This is a genomic window from Celeribacter sp., from assembly GCF_048266405.1.
Taxonomy (GTDB): domain Bacteria; phylum Pseudomonadota; class Alphaproteobacteria; order Rhodobacterales; family Rhodobacteraceae; genus Celeribacter.
In genome coordinates this window covers 13,630-31,337 of record NZ_JBLWZO010000005.1, presented here as the reverse complement: position 1 = coordinate 31,337, position 17,708 = coordinate 13,630, and the positions used below count along the sequence as shown (strand labels likewise).

The following is a 17,708-nucleotide window of genomic DNA, read 5'->3' as shown; positions in this document are numbered from 1 at the left end:
ATCTCACGCAACCATCCTATCTCAATTTCGGGGGGCTTGACGGATCCATTCCCGGCGCGGATGGCCCCGTGTTGAGAGCCTCAGGCTCAGGCAAGTCGAACCGCAACCCATGACGTGCGAGTGCTGCACAGACCGGATCAGACGGACGGAAAAACGCCACATCAAGGGCACCAGCCTCCACCCCCGAAAAGATCAGCGCCTCAGAGACCAGTTTCGCCAAAGCCCCTTCAGAGCCGGGAACATGGTCCACAAAGGCGAGAATATGCGATTTCGCGCCGCCCTCGTAGGACACGCCCGCGAGATAGGCGAGCCGCGCCAAGCCGCCCGTGATCGCGAGCTTTTGATCCAATGCGGTGATGAGAACTTCGGGCAGCCCATGCGGCGGCGTTATTTCCTCAGGCGTGGCCTCGGTCTCTGTCGGTGCGGCACCAAGCGTATCGCTCAACCACTCTACGGCCTCGGGCGGCAGGAGCATTTCGGAGGGCGCGACAGAGAGATTGAGGCCAAGGCCAAGACCCGTCCCGCTCAACATTTCGGACAGCGCACGTCCCGATAGCGCCACATAAGGCACCGAGCCTGCGAAAGCAGCAAGGCGTTCTTCGCGATCAAACGCGAGCACGAATTGTGTGTCCTCGACAGGGAAAATGCGCGGCGTGACGGGGGCGTCGTCTTGGGGAGCCTCCTCAAGCAAGAGGAACAACTCCGCATCGGCGACACGTTCATAAAACCGCAGACGCGCATTGTCGTCGTCCGGAGAGGCCGTCATCGCGGCATGAGCATGGTCGATGGCAGTCTCAATGGGGGCTGTCGACGTATCGTTCATAGAACCTCCTGTATCCGTGCGCGCAAGGCGAGCAAAACCTCACCTTCGAACCACGGATTTTTCTTTAGCCAACCCGTATTGCGCCACGACGGATGAGGCAAGGGAAAGGCGCGGGGCGCATAGTCGCGCCAGTTGCGCACGGTGTCGGTCATCGCGCCTTTTGTGCCCAAATGGTAACGCATCGCGTGCAGTCCAATCGTGAGGATCAGCGGCACATCGCCAATTTCGGCCATCACGCGATCATGCCACGCCTCGCGGCACAGGACAGGTGGGGCAATATCTGACCCTTTGGCGTCATATCCCGGAAAGCAAAAGCCCATCGGTACGATTGAAATGCGGTCACGGTCGTAAAAGGTGGACGCATCTACCCCCATCCAGTCGCGCAACCGATCACCCGACGGATCGGTAAAGGGTGTCCCGCTCTCATGGACCCGCGCCCCGGGGGCCTGCCCCGCGATCACAATCCGTGCATTGGGGCGAAACCAGACCACGGGCCGCGGCGTATGAGCCGAGGCTGTAGCAGCAAATCGCTCGGCACATAAACGACAGTTTTTAATCTCTTGGGACAGTGACATAGGACGGTCATACCGCGCAGAGCGTTCGAAATCCATCCATCGCACCGCATAAGGCGCACAGCATCTCCCGAACCACCTCGCTAGTCGCTTGCCCTGCACCGCCCCTTCCAGTATTCCCGTTATAAACTTGTCAAAAAGGGGTGGATCAAAGACATGTATAAGGTCTGGAATTTTGTAACCAACTATTCGTTGTTGCTGATCTTTGGCGCAATTACGGCGCTCATCTGGGCCAACATTGACCCCGCATCCTATCATGCCTTTGTGGAGTTCCCGATCGCGAATGATTTCTTTATCGGGCATCTGCATGACGACGGTCAGGGCCATGTGTCGCGCACCCTGACTCTGCATTACCTCGTCAATGACCTGCTCATGGCACTGTTTTTTGCCATCGCCGCCAAAGAGGTCTGGGAAGCCGTCATTCTCAAGAATGGCTCGCTGCGCGGCAAAAAGGCCGCCACTCCGCTGGTCGCCACAGCCGGCGGTATGCTTGGACCGATCTTTGTCTATCTCGGTCTCGCCGCAATCTTGGGATCGGACACCTTCGACGCAGTTAAAAACGGTTGGGCCGTTCCCACCGCAACCGACATCGCGTTCTCTTATCTCGTTGGTCGCATTGTCTTTGGTGCAGGCCACCCTGCAGTTCGCTTCTTGCTGCTCTTGGCCATTGCCGATGACGCTGCGGGCCTTGTGATCCTTGCGGTCTTTTACCCAACGGGTGAACTGGCTGTGCAGTGGCTTTTGCTATCGATCGCTGCCGCTGTTGCCGTGTTTGTTCTGGCCAACTGGTTGCCACGCAAAATGGATCGCGGCAATGAGCTGCGCCCGAACTCCACTTGGGTCCGCCAAAAACTTGGCTTCTGGCCCTACCTGATTGCAAGCTGCCTGTCGTGGTATGGCTTTATGCGTGCGGGTATTCACCCTGCACTTGGCCTGTTGCCCATCGTACCGACCATCCCGCACGCGGACCGCGCCTTCGGTATCTTCGCCTCCGCAGAACAGCACCTGTCGGACCTGCTCAACGACATCGAACACAAGTTGAAACTGCCTGTCGAGGTGATCTTGTTCTTCTTCGGTCTGCTCAACGCGGGTGTGGAATTTAACGCGATTGGTGATCCGACGTGGCTCGTTCTTGGTGGACTCATCATCGGCAAACCTCTTGGCATCTTGGTCATGGGAGCCTTTGCCGCCCATATTCTCAAACTCGGCCTGCCCCAAGGGATGCGCACTATTGACCTCTTCGTCATTGGTTGTGTTGCCGCCATCGGCTTTACCGTGTCTCTGTTCATCGCCTCCGTGGCCTTTGATGCAGATGTGATGCTGGGCGATACACCCGTGCAAGCCGCCGCCAAAATGGGGGCTTTGTTCTCCTTCGCTGCGGCAGCGATTTCCATTATTGCGGGGAAACTCTGCAGGGTCGAAAAACAAAACGGCTAAACAAACCGCGTTTCGCCGGCAATCTCGAAAAATTGAACGGGGGCAATCATCAGATTGCCCCCGTTTTCTTCACAAAGACTGTATTCTAATGGCACTATTCCGCCGCACGGGACATAATGTCGCCCAATTGATAGTTAATCATTATATAGTGACGCAAAGCCGTTAAGAGCTTTGGCTTAAACAGTTTCGAGGCCACATTAGATGCTCGAGTTCGATAATGTCAGCAAGTCCTTCTGGACGGGCACGCAGCGCAAGGTCATCCTTGATCGCGCGTCGTTTCGCGTGGAATTGGGCAATTCGCTCGGCATTCTCGCCCCGAACGGAACGGGAAAAACGACAATTATCAACATGATGTCAGGCCTCGAAAAACCCGATGAGGGTGAAATTCGTCGCGGGTGTCGTATTTCTTTTCCGCTTGGGTTCATGGGCGGATTGATTGGAAAACACACCGCGCGCGAGAACGTACGCTTTATCGCGCAGCTCTATGACCTCGACCCTGATTATGTGGAAGCCTTTTGCCGGTGGCTTTGCGGACTTGAGGAATACTTCGAAATGCCCGTGGCAACGTATTCGTCAGGTATGCGTGCTCGCTTGTCCTTTGCCCTGCTCCTAGCACTTGATTTCGACATATATCTGATCGATGAGGGTATGCCCTCGACCACGGATGTCGAGTTTAACCGTAAAGCAGGGAGCATCCTACGCGAGCGGCTGGAAAAGTCGACGCTGATTGTGGTATCCCACCAGACAGCAACGCTCGAAAAATTCTGTCGTTCGGCTGCGGTCTTGCGCCGAGGCAAGCTGCATTTCTTTGACACCCTGGAAGAGGCGAAATCCCTGTATGACTACGAAGCCTAAGGTCCAGAAATATCGCGTGCGCCGCGGGCCGCGCACGGCTGCTCAAAGCCCTTCAGCTCAGGCGAGCTTGCAAGCTGCCGCGGCACAGGCCGCTGAGGACGCGGAGGTGGTACAAGAACGCGTGCGCAAATTGCAGGCAGCCAATACACCCGCAAATGATACCTCGAAAGCCCCTGCGGAATCCTCCAAGGAGGCACCGTTGCAGGGCGACAGCCTGTTTGATAATGGGGCTGCTGATGACGGATTTGGCGACGGTCCCTTTCCCGGATCTGCTGCTGCCGAAAAAGCTCAACCTTCACGTCGCACCGCGCGGCCTCATGGCGGCGTAGCCGCGGAACTGGCGGGTGCGTCTACCGCCAAAACAGGGGATGTAACCCCCGCCGATGAGACGAGCATTGACGCCGAGATTGATGCCATTCGCCGCGAAGGTCTCACGGGGCGCCAATTGCGTATGGCCCGCCGCGTCGCGAACAAGCATGGGCTTGCCCCCACATCCGACTTCGACGCCATCCGTCTTTTGCGCAAACAAGGGATCGATCCGTTTCAAAAGGGGACAATGCTCGATCTGGTCGAGACGGGAAAAGGGAACGGTGGGGGAGCGGGCCTACCTGCACACCAGAATCCTCAGCTCCCCAAAACGGTAGATCAACCTGCGCTGCCATCCGCAGCCGTATTGGAGCGCATCGCCCGCGAAGACGATATTTCGACCATCCAACGCGACATTGCCAAGCGCCGTCGCCGCAAAATTCTGTTGCTCGTCGCCCGCCTCACGGTCTTTGTCTTTTTGCCCACCGCTTTTGCAGGCTACTATTTCTATAATATCGCGACACCGATGTATGCCACCGATACCTCGATGGTGATCAAGCAGGCCCAGTCTCCGTCGTCAGGGTCCGGCTTGGGGTCTATGCTGTCTGGCTCGCCGCTTGGCACATCGCAAGAAGCTGTGACGGTACAGGACTATTTGCTGTCCAAAGACGCAATGCTGCGCCTTGACGCTGACGTCGGCTTCAAAGATCACTTTGCCTCTGAAAAAATCGACCCACTACAGCGCTTGCCAGAAAATCCCTCTAACGAAGAGGCTTACAAGGTCTATCAGGACCGCGTCATGATTGGCTACGACCCGACCGAAGGCATTCTCAAGATGGAAGTGGTGGCCGCTGATCCACAAGTTTCCAAACAGTTCTCCGAAGCGCTGATCAAATATGCCGAAGAACGGATGGACCAACTCACGCAGCGTATTCGCGATGACCAAATGAGCGGCGCTCGGGAAAGCCTCGACGAGGCGGAAGCCAAGATGAGTCAGGCACAAGAGGACGTCGTCAAGCTGCAAGAGCAAATGGGCATCATTTCACCTGACGCGGAAACCTCCGCACTGATGAGCCAGATCAACGGGTTTGAAACCCAGTTGCAGCAGAAACGTTTGCAACTGCAACAGTTGCTCGACAACAGCCGCCCGAACCAAGCGCGTGTTGAGGGCGTTCAGGGCGACATTGGCAGACTTGAGGCCCTCATTAGCGATTTGCGCAACGACATGACCGAAGCCCAACGCCCCGCAGGATCGCTTGCCCGAATCACGGCGCAACTGCGAATGGCCGAAGTAGAACTCCAAACTCGTCAGGCAATGGTACAGCAAGCCCTGATGAACCTTGAGAGCGCCCGTACAGAGGTGAACCGCCAGATTAGCTACCTGTCCACCGGTGTGAGCCCTGTCGCCCCTGAGGACCCCACCTATCCGCGCAAATTCGAAAACACTCTTCTCGCGTTGCTTGTGTTTTCGGGTCTCTACCTTCTGGCCTCTTTGACCGCCGCCGTATTGCGCGAACAAGTCTCGGCATAATTCGACGGCGCGCCTCCTCTTGGGCGCATTATCAGCAGGGCCACGCATCACAGCGCGGCCCTGCATGCGATTGAACCACCCGCGCCGCGCCACATAAGCGCGCACAGGAGCAGTCAGGGCACCTGAGGTATCTGGAGTGGAAATTCGGGCGACACGGGCGGTGTAGCGCAGCTGTGTCGTCATACGCCCTCAGCACTAAGGCTCCACGGCTCACCACATTGGATAAACCCAACGTTGCGCCCTTAGGAGGCGCTGATTTCTGCTCGGACTCGTGCAAAATCCCTCGCAACATGTCGGGAAACCCTTTTCCTTCGCCTCTTTGTGAAAATTCTTTTCTTTCTGGACCCGCTTTTTACCATTTCAGGGGTTGCACAGAACGCGCGGTCGGACTAATTACGCGTCCACGTTGGGATGTAGCCAAGTGGTAAGGCAACTGTTTTTGGTACAGTGTACCGTAGGTTCGAATCCTACCATCCCAGCCAACCTTCTCAAAAAATCGCTTAAAAACAATCCCGAGACCTTCGTGGCTTAGAAAGCTGCACAAGAAGGTTACACAAGGGGTTACAGAACCACATCCCTCGTCTTGATTCCATTTTCCTCCAGCAGTGACCAAGAATGAGGTCACGATGGATTATCCTACCTACCTAACGAAGTGTAAAACGCGGAGCAATAATGGGCCACAGAAGCTGCAGCGTATCGCAGTCGTAGCGGAGTATAATTCCGCCAGTTCGTGTCCGTCGTTTATTCGGAGGACGGGAGATGTATTCTGTGGATACTTATAATCGTGTGCGTCGTGCTTGCTTGAAGGGCGGCATGTCTGCTTCAGAAACTGCACGTCATTTCAACAAGGATAGTAAAACGATAGCGAAGATGCTGCGGCATGAATTGCCACCCGTTGCCTGTCAGGGCATGTTTACATGCCCGAGAAGGGGGATATCGCCGGTCAGAAGCACCACCTTGATGATTATGTCGGGGTCATCGATGAGATACTACGAACGGACAAATCCCTAATCAAAAAGCAGCGTCACACAGCCAAGCGTCTCTTTGAACGTAAGAGGGATGAACACGGTTATACAGGTAGCTTGACCACAGTGACCTATTACGTTCGCGAACAAAAGCGGCGCACTAAAGAAGTATTTGTACCTCTGTCGCATCGACCGGGTTATGTATTACCAGACAGGTGCAAGTTGATTTTGGCGAGACCCTTGGCGTGATCGGCGGCGTGGAATGCAAGATCCACTTCTTTGTTATGAGCTTACCGAATTCTGATGCGGTGTTTGTGAAGGGACATCCTTCCGAAACGACGGAGGCATTCTGTGATGGCCATATCTCGACCTTTGCTTTCTTTGGTGGCATTCCCCAAGCCATTCTCTGCGACAACACCAAAATGGCTGTGACCAGTATTCTTGGAGATCGAACGCGTGTGCGGACACGGCGCCTTACAGAACTGCAATCGCACTACCTGTTCGATGACAACTTCGGGCGACCAGCGCGAGGAAGCGATAAAGACAACGTTGAAGGCATGGTAGGATATACGCGCCGCAACTTCATGGTGCCCGCACCGCGTTACGAACGCTTTGATGGTCTAAATGCGCATCTGGAACAGGGATTTTTAGCGCGTCAGGGAGACAAATTGCGTGGTCGCAGCCAAACCATAGGTCAACGTTTGGCCTCCGATACTGAGGTTTTGATGGGATTGCGCTGCATCAGCGGTCCTATGCCAAAGCGGATATGATCTTTGATCCGCTCCACTTTCTACCTTTGATTGAGCAGAAGGTTAGGGCCTTAGATCAAGCCGCCCCTTTGCTGGGGTGGGATCTACCGGATGTCTTCGCCACCGTACATCGACTGCTTGAAGCCAGAATGGCAAGCCGGGCAAGCGGGAATATGTTCAAGTCCTGCGCCTGCTGGAAACCTTTGAGATGGATGTTGTGCAGGGTGCGGTCCAGCATGCGCTTTGGCACGCGTTAGCTATTTGGGGGCACACGCGCCAAAGCACATAATGCCCGAGAACTTAGTGGACCCATTTTACGCCGCGATCTGGTCTCCTTTTTACTTTGCGATTGGCAGGCTGCTGGAGTCTTCGGTGCGCATGGCTCCAGAATTCGGCGGGTTACAAGGGGGGAAGTTTCATGCGCAGATGTTCGAGTAGCTTATGGGCCAAACTGTTCCGGCGCGCATTGGGAGGCCACAGGGCAAAGAGGCCGGGCTTGCTCAACTCCCACTCAGGGAGGAGCTTTATCAGCCGCCCGTCGTCAATATCCTGCTGCACGGCAAACTCCAGTATTGACGCCACCCCGGCGCCCGCGAGGGCGAACTGAACGAGCGCCAGAGAATTGTCGACCGAGATTTGGTCGTCGCCCACAATGGTTGCCTTGCCCTTCTTGGGGTGGGTCACAACGGTTTCATCGGGAATGACGTCAAGCCGGATGAAGGACCAGCGTTCGAGATCGGCCGGCTCTTTAAGTTTCGGGTGCCTGGCGACATAGGATGGACTTGCCACCATACATCTGGCGATGTCTCCAATCCTCCGAGACTTAAGAGAACCATCCTTAACCTCGCCAATCCGGAAAGCAATATCTATGCCATCGCGGATCAAGTTGCTTGGGGCGTCTGAGAAGCTCAAGCGAAGCGCAATTCCGGGGTAACGATTGGTGAACGAGGTGAGTGCGCGGATCATGATTCCGGTATTCAAGAGCTGAGGCATCGTAACATGTAGAACGCCTACAGGTCCGGCGGCCTGATCGGAAAAAACCGTTAACCCCTCTTCGGCCGCAGCAACCATGCGTTGGGCGGATTCAAGTAATTTCGCTCCGTCGTGTGTAAGCGAAAAGTTTCGTGTTGAACGGTAGATCAAGGGTGCGCCCAGTCGCGTCTCCAAATTTGCGATGTGCTGGCTGACTACAGAGGGAGACAGGCCGAGAATGCGGGCCGCACCCCGAAATGAGCCCGTTTCCGCAACCTTGCTAAAAATCGCAATCGCGCGAATTTCATCGATCATATTGTTCGCATTTCAGAACAGTAAATTTTGAAAGTTCGTATTTATTATGCGGACGTGAGTCAATACTTTGCGGATAGGCAATTAAGGCAGAGGCGCCTTTGAATTCATAAGCAATCATCATGACGCAGAACGCTATGTCGCTCAGAAGCCAAGTTGTCGACGATGTCGCTGTTGGCATACACGTCAGGGCGATTAGAGAAAGCGTAATAAGTTGTTCAGAGCCATCTGAAGCAAACTCCCCTCTATGCCTTTGGATTCAAGTGAAAATACTTCTTACACGCCGTCTTCACAAGCTGCCCATGGGGACCAAAACCCAACCGAAACTGAATCGAGAAGGAAACCGATAATGAGAAAACTGTTAACAGCGATGGTGACTGTCGCTGGTCTTTTACCTGGACTTGCGACAGCGCAAGACCAGTTTGACTACGAGAAAACCAAAGCCCAATACAGCACGCGTGACTATGTAAATTCGAAGTTGCCAGAGCGTGGCTACGACTACTACAAAATTGCCGAAAACGCTTGGTTTGTGCATGACGACTTTGAAAATATGGTGTTCTTTGTCACCGACGAGGGTGTTGTTGTCATCGATCCCAAGCCGGACGTGTCGCCGTTTGTGCTTGAAGTGATCCCACAAGTGACTGACAAGCCGATCACGCATGTGATCTATACCCACCACCACCGCGACCATAGCCAGGGGGCCAGCCTCTTTCCCGAAAGCGCTGTCCTGATTGCCGAAAAAGACACGGCTGACCTGCTGGCAGAAGCCAACGACCCCAAACGTCCGCAACCTGATTTTGTATTCGATGATGAATACGTCCTCGAAACGGGTGGCTTGCGGCTGGAAATGAAAGACCTCGGGCGGAACTGGCATTCGCAAGATGACATGGTTATCTGAGCTCCCGAACAGAAAATCTTGTTCGCAATTGACATGTTCCATCCCGATGCAGCCCCCTGGATTCACTGGGGTGAAAGCTCGGACCCATGGTTCGCCTATGGTATGCCAGACCGGTTGCTGGAGAACTATGATTTCAATTTCGTTGTTGTCGGGCATGAGCGGATTGTCGGCACTCCCGAGCACGTGCGAACCTATAACGCCTTCATTAACGACATGAAGCAGACGATTATGGGGATCGTGCAAAGCGATTGGTACCAGACAACATCAAAAGAGGCCGCAGCGCGTTTTGACGAATCTGCGACGCACTACATGTACAAGGATGGCATCATGAGCGCCGCAAACGCCTGCGCCGAGCAGATGATTCCGAAATGGGCAGGCAAGCTGCGCAATGTCGAATTGAATATGGTCGAAAATTGTCAAACCATGTTCATGCATCTGGTCATTTTGGATCCGTAACGGGCTCTCGGAAAAAGCAAAACAGCGCTGGTTTGCCGCCCTCGGCAAATCAGCGTTTTTAATCTCCATGAAGTCGGATTGGGGCCTGTTCACAAAGAAGGGCCGGCCACCACCGTCTGCGGTTCAAAATTTACGTGCGCGACCTCCGCGAGTCGGAATTCGCCGTCTCTGGAACGTGGTCAAACTATGATCCTGAGATGGGTAATGACCAATTTTCTCGGCGAATATGGAAAGTCTCGCGCGGGATCCTATCTACGTCATTTCTACGTCCACGAGCCACTCTGGGTCGTCGGGTGGTAAGAGTTTTTCCGTAGAAATATACTCGTTCACCAACAGCACAGTAAACCAAGCGCATCGGTGCGCGTTTCGATCCGCCCTTACGCCGTTTACGCCAACGGAATTTTAAGCTTCACGATCAGCCCTAACTCTTGTGGCACCAGCTCGGCATCGCCCCCGTGACGGCGCAGGACATCCTGAACGATTGCAAGCCCCAAACCACTACCTTCCCCTTCGCTCAATTGAGCGAACCTTTTAAAGGCTGCTTGCCCACTGACGTCAGGGATGCCAACGCCGTCATCTTCTACCATCAGAACCGCAGATTGTCCTTCAATCTTAGTGCTCACACGGATCGCGGACAGACTTGCCCCGCCGTGGGTCAGCGCGTTTTCAAGCAGATTGGTAATCGCCTCACCGAGCAGGACAGGGTCACCCTTGATCGGAATAGAGTCTGCATAGGGTTCAAAGTCGAAATCCATGTCCCGCGACAGGATCGAGGGTGCAAAGTCACTGCAAACTTCGGCAGCGATGGCGTTTAGCTCATGAGCATCATACGCTGGTGCCTCGTCGTATCGCAGCCGTTCAAGAGACAACAACTGATTGGCAAGGCGCGCCGATTTGCGCGCCGCAGCAATCAATTCGCGTTCCCTTTGGCGGCGCTCTTGCGGGTCGCGGACATCTGGCAAAACCTCGGCCAGAGACAACAACGCCGAGGCAGGGTTGCGCAGCTGATGCGCAGCATTGGAGATGAAGGCCTGATGATCCTCGATGCTCTGCCGCACCTGCCCGAAAAGTCGGTTCAGCGTGGCGACAATGCCGAAGACCTCCGCGGGCACCGCGCGGCGTATATCGCGCAGGTCATCGGGAGACCGGTGTTGGATCGCGTCTTGCAAGTCGTTCAAGGGACGCAAGCCGATCTTCACCCCGAACCACACCACCAATGCAAGTGCTGCCATCAGGCTGGCAATCAGGGCAGCAGCACGCCGCGCCAAAGCGGCGGCGAATGCGTTCCGGTCACTTTCCCTTTGCCAGACCGTGACAATCGTGTCGCCGGTCAGGTTGCCGATGGTCGTACTCTCCGCCATCCGCAACACGCGCACTGGCTCGCCCCGATATTCGGCATCGGTGTAGTTTAGCCTGTCTTCGTCCGTTTGACCGCTGGACACGGGTGGATAAGCATAGCCTGTGATGTAGATGCCGCCGGGGCCAGTTACGTGGTAAAAAAGTTCCCCGCCCCCGGCATCGGAGACAAAATCCCGCGTGCTAGGTGACAGTGCATCTCCGCCAGAAATCGCCACATCGCGGGAGATCGCCAACGCTGCGGCCAGCAGGCTGCGGTCGAACAAGGTTTCAGAGGTGCGCTGCGCCACTTCAAAGCGCCAAAATCCCAGAATGATAGAGAGCAACAGCAACGGCGGCAGGATCAGCATGAAAAGCCGTGTGCGCAGCGACATTGAGGTCATACGCTAACAACCTCCAGCATATAGCCCAGCCCGCGCGCGGCCTTGATGCGGATACCGAAGGGAGCCAACCGTTTGCGGAGACGCGAAATATGCGGCTCAATTGCACTGTCGTCCTGTTCCGTCCCGGTACCATAAACATGAGTGATCAACTGGGATTTCGAAACGATCCGCCCGCGCCTTTCCAACAGGCACTCCAGCGTCGCCAACTCTTTGCGAGGGAATGCCAAGGGCTGCTCATTCTCCAACAATTGGCGACTTGTACGGTCAAAGACTAAGGGGCCAAGCGCGTCGCGGGCGGCGAACTCAAGGTTTTTTCGCCGCGCCATGGCCCTCAGGCGCGCCTCCAACTCATCCATCTCGAAAGGCTTGGTCAGGTAGTCATCGGCTCCTGCGTCCAGCCCGGCCACCCGCTCTGAGGTCTCGGCTCGTGCGGTCAGCAGGATCACTGGTGTTCCATCGCCTCGGCGGCGCAGGCGACCAAGAACTTCCAGCCCGTCGCAGCCGGGCAAATTACAATCGAGCACGATCAGGTCGGCCCCCTCAACGCGCAGAAATGCGTCGGCGTCTTCCCCGTCATGTAGCAGGTCCACCGCATGGCCGCGATCCCGCAAACGGTGTGCAATTCCCTGAGCAAGGGCCTCGTTGTCTTCGATGACTGCAATGCGCATGATTGAAATTTAATCCTATTGCGCAAGTTTCGCGCAAGGTTGAAAAGGCAGTGTGTCCGTATTGGAGGAGGGATTCGTTCCCTAAAACAAGTTCGATTTCTGGCAGACATGAGAGCCTGACCAGTACAGAATGTCTACGGGAGGACACCTATGACTATCAAGTATTTCGCAGCGACCGTTGCATCCACTGCCTGTTTTGCCGCCTGCCTAGCGGTTCCGGCATCGGCTGAGGTCGATTTTTCAGGCAAGACAATCGAGTGGGTCATTCCTTTCTCGGAAACCGGTGGCTCGGCCAAATGGGCAAACTTTTTTGCACCGCTTTTGTCCCAAGAACTGCCGGGCAACCCCACAGTCGTTGTCAAGTTCATGCCGGGTGCCGGTTCGACTAAAGGCGCGAACTGGTTCCAGGAACAAGAACACGAAGACGGTACGCTGCTCTTTGGCACTTCCGGTTCGACCCAGTTCCCCTATCTACTGGACGATCCGCGCGTGCGCTATGAATACAGCGACTGGACGCCCGTCATGGCATCGGGCACCGGCGGGGTCGCCTATCTGAACCCCACGGACGGTGAAAAATTCGACGGCACGGCCAACAACCTCAAGGACATCAACTTCATCTATGGTTCACAGGGCGCGACGCGTCTTGACCTCGTGCCGCTGCTGGCATGGGAAATGCTCGGGATGAACGTCGAGCCGGTCTTTGGCATCAAGGGCCGTGGTGATGGCCGTTTGATGTTCGAGCGCGGTGAGGCCACCATCGACTACCAGACGTCCTCAAGCTATCTCGGCGCCTCTGCTGATCTAGTGGAGAACGGTCAGGCCGTGCCGATGATGACATGGGGCGCTTTGGATGAAGACGGCAACATCGTGCGCGACCCCACCTTTCCCGACATCCCGACTTTCAAGGAAGTCTGCGAAGCCACCGAGGGCTGCGAGACGGAAGGTGAGGCGTGGGAAGCGTGGAAAGCTTTCTTTATCGCGGGCTTCCCAGTGCAGAAGATCGCCTTCCTGCCTGCGGGTACACCTGATGATGTGATCGCAACCTATACGGCGGCCTTTGACGCGGTACGCAACCGCGAAGATTTTGCCGAGATCGCCGAAAAACGTGTCGGGGAATATCCCGTCTTCGTCGGCGAAGCTGCAGCCATGGCGACGCAGCGCGGCACGACGGTCTCTGCGGAGGCGAAGGCCTTCGTCTCCAACTGGCTGCAAGAAGCCTATGGCGTTTCGCTGAAATAAGCGACCCCCTCTTGGCCTCGGGGTCACCTCGAGGCCACCCCCATTATTCAAAAATTCCGAGGTCGGTGCGATGGAACTGTTCGCAACCGCTCTGCCTGCGCTTGGCCAGGCATGGGCTCTAATTCTGCAACCTGTGGTTCTGGGTTATCTGGTGCTGGGCGTCGTGATGGGCCTTGCTGTCGGGGTCTTTCCCGGCCTCGGCGGAATCGCGGGGCTGTCACTTCTTTTGCCCTTTATGTTCGGCATGGACCCAGTTCTAGGTCTGGCGCTGATGATTGGCATGGTCGCGGTGGTGCCGACCTCTGACACCTTTGCCTCAGTCCTAATGGGCATCCCCGGCTCCTCCGCCAGCCAAGCCACGGTGCTTGACGGATTTCCGATGGCCAAGAAAGGCCAAGCCGCGCGGGCGCTTTCTGCGGCGTTCACCTCCTCGCTTTTCGGCGGGTTGGTCGGGGCGGCATTCCTCACAATGTTCATCGTCGTGGCACGGCCCATCGTGTTGTCCTTTGGCCTGCCTGAGATGCTGATGATCTCGATCCTCGGTCTGTCGATGGTGGCGGTACTGGCGGGACGCGTGGCTCTCAAAGGGCTGGCCGCGGCGGGGCTTGGCCTTCTTATCGGCACCATCGGCGAGGCCGACGCGGGCGGCAGCCTGCGCATGGCGACATATGACATCCCCTACCTGACCGACGGGCTGCAACTGGTAATCGTGGGCTTGGGAATTTTTGCAGTGCCAGAGATCGTATCCCTCCTGCGCCAAGATCGAGCCATTTCCAAAGAAGCGACACTTGGGGCGGGTTGGGGCGAAGGCGTGCGCGACTGGGTTGCCAACAAATGGCTCTCGGTGCGTTGCTCGCTGATCGGCGTTGTCGTTGGCGTCATTCCTGGCCTTGGCGGCTCTGTTGTCGACTGGATCGCCTATGGGCATGCCGTTCAGACCACGAAGGACAAGTCGAACTTCGGCAAAGGAGAGGTCCGTGGTGTGATCGGGCCGGAAAGTTCGAACAACGCGAAAGAAGGCGGCGGGTTGGTGCCCACGCTGCTCTTTGGCATTCCTGGTTCTGGTTCAATGGCAATCTTCATTGGTGCCATCGCGCTGCTCGGCTCTGGTGAAATTGAAGTCGGCCCTTCAATGCTGCGCGACAACCTCGACATTACCTATTCGATCGTCTGGCTGCTTGCGCTGGCCAATGTCGTGGGCACGTTACTGTGCATCGCGGCTTCGGGTGGTATCGCCAAGCTGACCACCATTCGGTTCACCTACCTAGCGCCGTTCCTCTTCATGCTCATTTCTTTCGCAGCATTTCAGTCCGGCCAGAACTTTGAAGACCTCCTCGCGCTCTTCGTTATCGGCCTGATCGGCATTTTTCTGCGTCGCTTTGACTGGTCGCGACCAGCATTCCTGATCGGTTTTGTTCTGTCCAACCCGGTCGAAAAATTCTCGAACCAGGCGTTTCAGATCGCCTCCTTCCGTTTCCGCAAATCCTTTGAGGAAGGGATGGACTACATCTTCTCGCCAATCGTCATTGTGCTGTTGATCATTACCGTGGTTTCGGTGGTGCTGGGCCTGCGCCAAGCCAAGTCGATCATGGCCGAAGGCGATGTGCAGTCAGGCTCGAAGCGCGCGCCGGTGATCTTCTTGCTGGTGATCATGGGGTATGTAGTGGCCGCATTGATCAATGCCTCGCTGATCCCTGACTACAACATGACCGACAAGATCGTGCCGCTGGTTGTGGCGGGCATCGCATTGGCTGCGCTGCTGATCCTGCTTGCGCAGATGATCCTGCGACCTGAAGGCGATGCGGTTTTTGCCGACAAGGAAGTCTCAGGCGAGGACGCAGATGCGCCCTATGGCCTTTGGGGCACTTTGGCTTGGTTCGCGGGGCTGATCGTGGCGACCTACTTCGTCGGCTTCATCCTCGCGCTCTTGGGCTTTTTGGTCAGCTTCCTGCGGATCCGAGCGCAGGCGCATTGGCCCAAAACCCTGATCCTGACCGCCTGTGGCATCGCATTGATGTGCGTCATGGCCGGTGCGCTCAATCGCGATTTCCCGCCGGGTCTGCTGCAAGACGCAATCAATCTTCCGTGGCCACTGAAATGAGGAGTGTTGAGATGACACAGACGGCTATCCCCTATCTGTTCATGCGCGGCGGCACTTCACGTGGCCCGTACTTCAACCGCGCGGATCTGCCCGAGGATCGCGAAACCCTTGCTAGAGTCCTGCTCGCCGTGGTCGGCTCTGGCCATCCACTGAACATTGACGGCATCGGAGGTGGTGCTGCGGTGACCACCAAGGTCGCGATGCTCTCCCCCTCGCAAGACGCTTGGGCGGATGTGGATTACTTTTTCGCTCAGATCTCGGTCTTGGATCGAATGGTCGATTTTAAGCCAACCTGCGGAAATATCCTCTCTGGTGTCGGCCCTGCGGCGGTCGAATTGGGACTGGTCGAGCCCACCAGTGATGTTACGGAAGTAAAAATCCACGCCGTTAATACTGGGGCCAAAGTGCTGTCTAAGGTGCTGACCCCCGATGGCGTGGTGACCTATGATGGCGACGCGGAGATCGCAGGCGTGCCCGGCACGGGCGCTCCTATTACGCTAAACTTCATGGAGATTGTCGGCTCTTCGACTGGGGCGTTTCTACCCACGGGCCACCTCCGCGACACCTTTGACGGTATCGAAGTCACATGCATGGATGTGGCAATGCCGATGGTCATCGCACGCGCGGTAGACTTTGGTCTGACCGGTCACGAAAGCGCCGACGAGCTGGACGCAAACACCGATTTCTTTGCCCAGATGGAGGCGATACGCCTTCAGGCGGGGTTGGCTATGGGCATGGGAGACGTGTCGAAATCCGTCACACCAAAGTTCGGATTGCTTGCCCCTGCCAAGGACGGCGGCACCATTGCGACACGCTATTTTATGCCGTGGAATACACATCCGTCCATGGCGGTGACTGGGGCACAATGCCTCGCGTCTTGTGCGCTCACTCCCGGCAGTGTGGCAGATGGCTTGTTGGAACGTCCCGACCAAAGCCCCGCCAATGTGGTGCTGGAACACGCCTCTGGCACGATTGACGTGCTGGTAGATTACGACACGTCGGAGGGATTTTCTCTGAACTCGGCTGGGCTATTGCGGACAGCGCGCAAACTGGCGGACGGCCGCGTGTTTGTCCCGTCACGCATTTTGGAGGGTCACTGATATGCCCGTTATGAACTTACTTGTTGCCTTCAACGGATCCGACGCCTCTGTCGCTGCGCTGCGCTATGCCGCGTCACTGGCCAAGGAGCGCGGAGCGCATGTGACCGCGTTCCTTGCCCATGCCGCGCATGAGGTGATCGACCGCCGCTCGCGTTGGATCCCCGAAGAGGCCCGCGCCCTGTTGGTGGCCGCCAATAAAGAGATTGTGGCCGAGGTCACTCGCCAGTTCGAAGAGCTACGCCCCACGCTTGGTCTGGGCGATGCGCTGGATTTTCGCGATGAGACCGGTCGTGTCGACACGCTGCTTTCAGAGGGAGCGCGGTACTATGACATGCTGATAGTCGGCGCTCGCGCCGATAGTGATGACGCCCATGTGACCAACCACCCGGATCGCATCGCGTTGCAATCCGGGCGTCCGGTGATCGTGGTCCCGGCAGGCTATGATGCAGGTGCACAGCACAGACACGCGGCACTGGCATGGGACGGCGGGCGCGCAGCAGCGCGAGCGTTGTCCGACAGTCTTCGCCTGCTCGAAGGCGAAGGACGGGTCAGTGTCCTGACGGTGGGCAAACGGACCTCTTGGCCGATCACCGATCTGATGACCCATCTCGACCGCCACGGAGTCGAAGCCGTGCATGAGAACTTCCCCACCTCCCATCCGGTGGCGCCGACTCTGCTGTCCTACTGCGAGCGGCACAATCCCTCGCTACTGGTCCTCGGCGCCTATGAACATTCCAAGTTCCGCGAAGATCTCTTGGGCGGAGTGACCGCCGAAGTGCTTCAAAAGATCAAGATCCCGGTTCTGTTGTCCCACTGAGAAGAAAATGATGACCTATTACGAGAAAATCCACATCGCCCGCCGTGAACTAGAAAAACTGCGCGCCGAACTGATTGCCAAGCTCGGTACGCAAGATGCCCGCGATACTGACCTTCTCATACTACATGAACGGGTTAGCAAAGCGATCAGCGCACTTTCAGCATAGGG

At 56.4% G+C, this 17,708-nt stretch carries 16 protein-coding genes and 1 tRNA gene; 12 read left to right on the top strand and 5 right to left on the bottom strand.

Annotated features, from left to right (window positions below):
* Window positions 1-16 precede the first annotated feature (16 nt).
* Complete coding sequence (locus ACN0TS_RS11020; protein WP_417259409.1) at window positions 17-823, bottom strand: SseB family protein; 807 nt, start codon at window positions 821-823, stop codon at window positions 17-19.
* Entirely contained in the window at window positions 820-1,434 is a 615-nt protein-coding gene (locus ACN0TS_RS11015) for a uracil-DNA glycosylase family protein (protein ID WP_417259408.1), read from the bottom strand. The genes ACN0TS_RS11020 and ACN0TS_RS11015 overlap by 4 nt, the downstream gene beginning before the upstream one ends.
* Before the next feature lie 117 nt (window positions 1,435-1,551).
* Between ACN0TS_RS11015 and ACN0TS_RS11010 the strand changes: the two genes are divergently transcribed.
* The 5 genes from ACN0TS_RS11010 (at window position 1,552) to ACN0TS_RS10990 (ending at window position 7,259) form a co-directional block, all read left to right on the top strand.
* Window positions 1,552-2,832, top strand: a complete 1,281-nt coding sequence (locus ACN0TS_RS11010) for a Na+/H+ antiporter NhaA (protein WP_417259407.1) — start codon at window positions 1,552-1,554, stop codon at window positions 2,830-2,832.
* A 201-nt stretch (window positions 2,833-3,033) separates the two neighbouring features.
* On the top strand, window positions 3,034-3,687 hold the full coding sequence (locus tag ACN0TS_RS11005; protein WP_417259406.1) for an ABC transporter ATP-binding protein: 654 nt from the start codon (window positions 3,034-3,036) through the stop codon (window positions 3,685-3,687).
* On the top strand, window positions 3,671-5,524 hold the full coding sequence (locus ACN0TS_RS11000; protein ID WP_417259405.1) for a capsule biosynthesis protein: 1,854 nt from the start codon (window positions 3,671-3,673) through the stop codon (window positions 5,522-5,524). The genes ACN0TS_RS11005 and ACN0TS_RS11000 overlap by 17 nt, the downstream gene beginning before the upstream one ends.
* Before the next feature lie 407 nt (window positions 5,525-5,931).
* Window positions 5,932-6,006: transfer RNA gene (locus tag ACN0TS_RS10995), tRNA-Gln, on the top strand.
* A gap of 728 nt (window positions 6,007-6,734) precedes the next feature.
* Window positions 6,735-7,259 (top strand): hypothetical protein, encoded by a 525-nt coding sequence (locus ACN0TS_RS10990; RefSeq protein WP_417259404.1) that lies wholly within the window; start codon window positions 6,735-6,737, stop codon window positions 7,257-7,259.
* A 378-nt stretch (window positions 7,260-7,637) separates the two neighbouring features.
* On the opposite strand, the gene ACN0TS_RS10985 is transcribed toward ACN0TS_RS10990, so the two are convergent.
* On the bottom strand, window positions 7,638-8,525 hold the full coding sequence (locus ACN0TS_RS10985; RefSeq protein WP_417259403.1) for a LysR family transcriptional regulator: 888 nt from the start codon (window positions 8,523-8,525) through the stop codon (window positions 7,638-7,640).
* A 346-nt stretch (window positions 8,526-8,871) separates the two neighbouring features.
* Here ACN0TS_RS10985 and ACN0TS_RS10980 point away from each other — a divergent pair, with 346 nt between their 5' ends.
* Both ACN0TS_RS10980 and ACN0TS_RS10975 read left to right on the top strand, forming a co-directional pair.
* Window positions 8,872-9,420, top strand: a complete 549-nt coding sequence (locus ACN0TS_RS10980; RefSeq protein ID WP_417259402.1) for an MBL fold metallo-hydrolase — start codon at window positions 8,872-8,874, stop codon at window positions 9,418-9,420.
* Between the two features lie 33 nt (window positions 9,421-9,453).
* A complete protein-coding gene (locus ACN0TS_RS10975; RefSeq protein WP_417259401.1) occupies window positions 9,454-9,876 on the top strand; it encodes a hypothetical protein in 423 nt (140 codons plus the stop codon).
* 386 nt (window positions 9,877-10,262) lie between these two features.
* Here ACN0TS_RS10975 and ACN0TS_RS10970 read toward each other — a convergent pair whose 3' ends face one another.
* Window positions 10,263-11,615, bottom strand: coding sequence for a sensor histidine kinase (locus ACN0TS_RS10970; protein WP_417259400.1), 1,353 nt, complete (start codon window positions 11,613-11,615; stop codon window positions 10,263-10,265).
* Window positions 11,612-12,283, bottom strand: coding sequence for a response regulator transcription factor (locus ACN0TS_RS10965; protein WP_417259399.1), 672 nt, complete (start codon window positions 12,281-12,283; stop codon window positions 11,612-11,614). Before ACN0TS_RS10965 ends, ACN0TS_RS10970 begins: the two co-directional genes overlap by 4 nt.
* Window positions 12,284-12,433: 150 nt before the next feature.
* On the opposite strand from ACN0TS_RS10965, the gene ACN0TS_RS10960 reads away from it, so the two are divergent.
* The 5 genes from ACN0TS_RS10960 to ACN0TS_RS10940 all read left to right on the top strand — a co-directional run bounded on the left by ACN0TS_RS10960 (window position 12,434) and on the right by ACN0TS_RS10940 (window position 17,706).
* Window positions 12,434-13,522 carry a tricarboxylate transporter gene (locus ACN0TS_RS10960; RefSeq protein WP_417259398.1) on the top strand — a complete coding sequence of 363 codons (1,089 nt, stop codon included), beginning with the start codon at window positions 12,434-12,436 and terminating at the stop codon, window positions 13,520-13,522.
* A gap of 70 nt (window positions 13,523-13,592) precedes the next feature.
* Window positions 13,593-15,623 (top strand): tripartite tricarboxylate transporter permease, encoded by a 2,031-nt coding sequence (locus ACN0TS_RS10955; protein ID WP_417259397.1) that lies wholly within the window; start codon window positions 13,593-13,595, stop codon window positions 15,621-15,623.
* Window positions 15,624-15,634: 11 nt separating this feature from the next.
* Window positions 15,635-16,723 carry a 4-oxalomesaconate tautomerase gene (locus tag ACN0TS_RS10950; protein ID WP_417259396.1) on the top strand — a complete coding sequence of 363 codons (1,089 nt, stop codon included), beginning with the start codon at window positions 15,635-15,637 and terminating at the stop codon, window positions 16,721-16,723.
* A 1-nt stretch (window position 16,724) separates the two neighbouring features.
* Window positions 16,725-17,540, top strand: a complete 816-nt coding sequence (locus tag ACN0TS_RS10945) for a universal stress protein (RefSeq protein ID WP_417259395.1) — start codon at window positions 16,725-16,727, stop codon at window positions 17,538-17,540.
* 7 nt (window positions 17,541-17,547) lie between these two features.
* Window positions 17,548-17,706 carry a hypothetical protein gene (locus ACN0TS_RS10940; RefSeq protein WP_417259394.1) on the top strand — a complete coding sequence of 53 codons (159 nt, stop codon included), beginning with the start codon at window positions 17,548-17,550 and terminating at the stop codon, window positions 17,704-17,706.
* Window positions 17,707-17,708: the final 2 nt, after the last annotated feature.

Coding starts and splice junctions, on each gene's coding strand:
- ACN0TS_RS11005 (WP_417259406.1), top strand. CDS start 3,034: ATGCTCGAGTTCGATAATGTCAGCAAGTCCTTCTGGACGGGCACGCAG.
- ACN0TS_RS10945 (WP_417259395.1), top strand. CDS start 16,725: ATGCCCGTTATGAACTTACTTGTTGCCTTCAACGGATCCGACGCCTCT.
- ACN0TS_RS10980 (WP_417259402.1), top strand. CDS start 8,872: ATGAGAAAACTGTTAACAGCGATGGTGACTGTCGCTGGTCTTTTACCT.
- ACN0TS_RS10955 (WP_417259397.1), top strand. CDS start 13,593: ATGGAACTGTTCGCAACCGCTCTGCCTGCGCTTGGCCAGGCATGGGCT.
- ACN0TS_RS10940 (WP_417259394.1), top strand. CDS start 17,548: ATGATGACCTATTACGAGAAAATCCACATCGCCCGCCGTGAACTAGAA.
- ACN0TS_RS11000 (WP_417259405.1), top strand. CDS start 3,671: ATGACTACGAAGCCTAAGGTCCAGAAATATCGCGTGCGCCGCGGGCCG.
- ACN0TS_RS10965 (WP_417259399.1), bottom strand. CDS start 12,283: ATGCGCATTGCAGTCATCGAAGACAACGAGGCCCTTGCTCAGGGAATT.
- ACN0TS_RS11010 (WP_417259407.1), top strand. CDS start 1,552: ATGTATAAGGTCTGGAATTTTGTAACCAACTATTCGTTGTTGCTGATC.
- ACN0TS_RS10970 (WP_417259400.1), bottom strand. CDS start 11,615: ATGACCTCAATGTCGCTGCGCACACGGCTTTTCATGCTGATCCTGCCG.
- ACN0TS_RS10975 (WP_417259401.1), top strand. CDS start 9,454: ATGTTCCATCCCGATGCAGCCCCCTGGATTCACTGGGGTGAAAGCTCG.
- ACN0TS_RS11015 (WP_417259408.1), bottom strand. CDS start 1,434: ATGGATTTCGAACGCTCTGCGCGGTATGACCGTCCTATGTCACTGTCC.
- ACN0TS_RS11020 (WP_417259409.1), bottom strand. CDS start 823: ATGAACGATACGTCGACAGCCCCCATTGAGACTGCCATCGACCATGCT.
- ACN0TS_RS10950 (WP_417259396.1), top strand. CDS start 15,635: ATGACACAGACGGCTATCCCCTATCTGTTCATGCGCGGCGGCACTTCA.
- ACN0TS_RS10985 (WP_417259403.1), bottom strand. CDS start 8,525: ATGATCGATGAAATTCGCGCGATTGCGATTTTTAGCAAGGTTGCGGAA.
- ACN0TS_RS10960 (WP_417259398.1), top strand. CDS start 12,434: ATGACTATCAAGTATTTCGCAGCGACCGTTGCATCCACTGCCTGTTTT.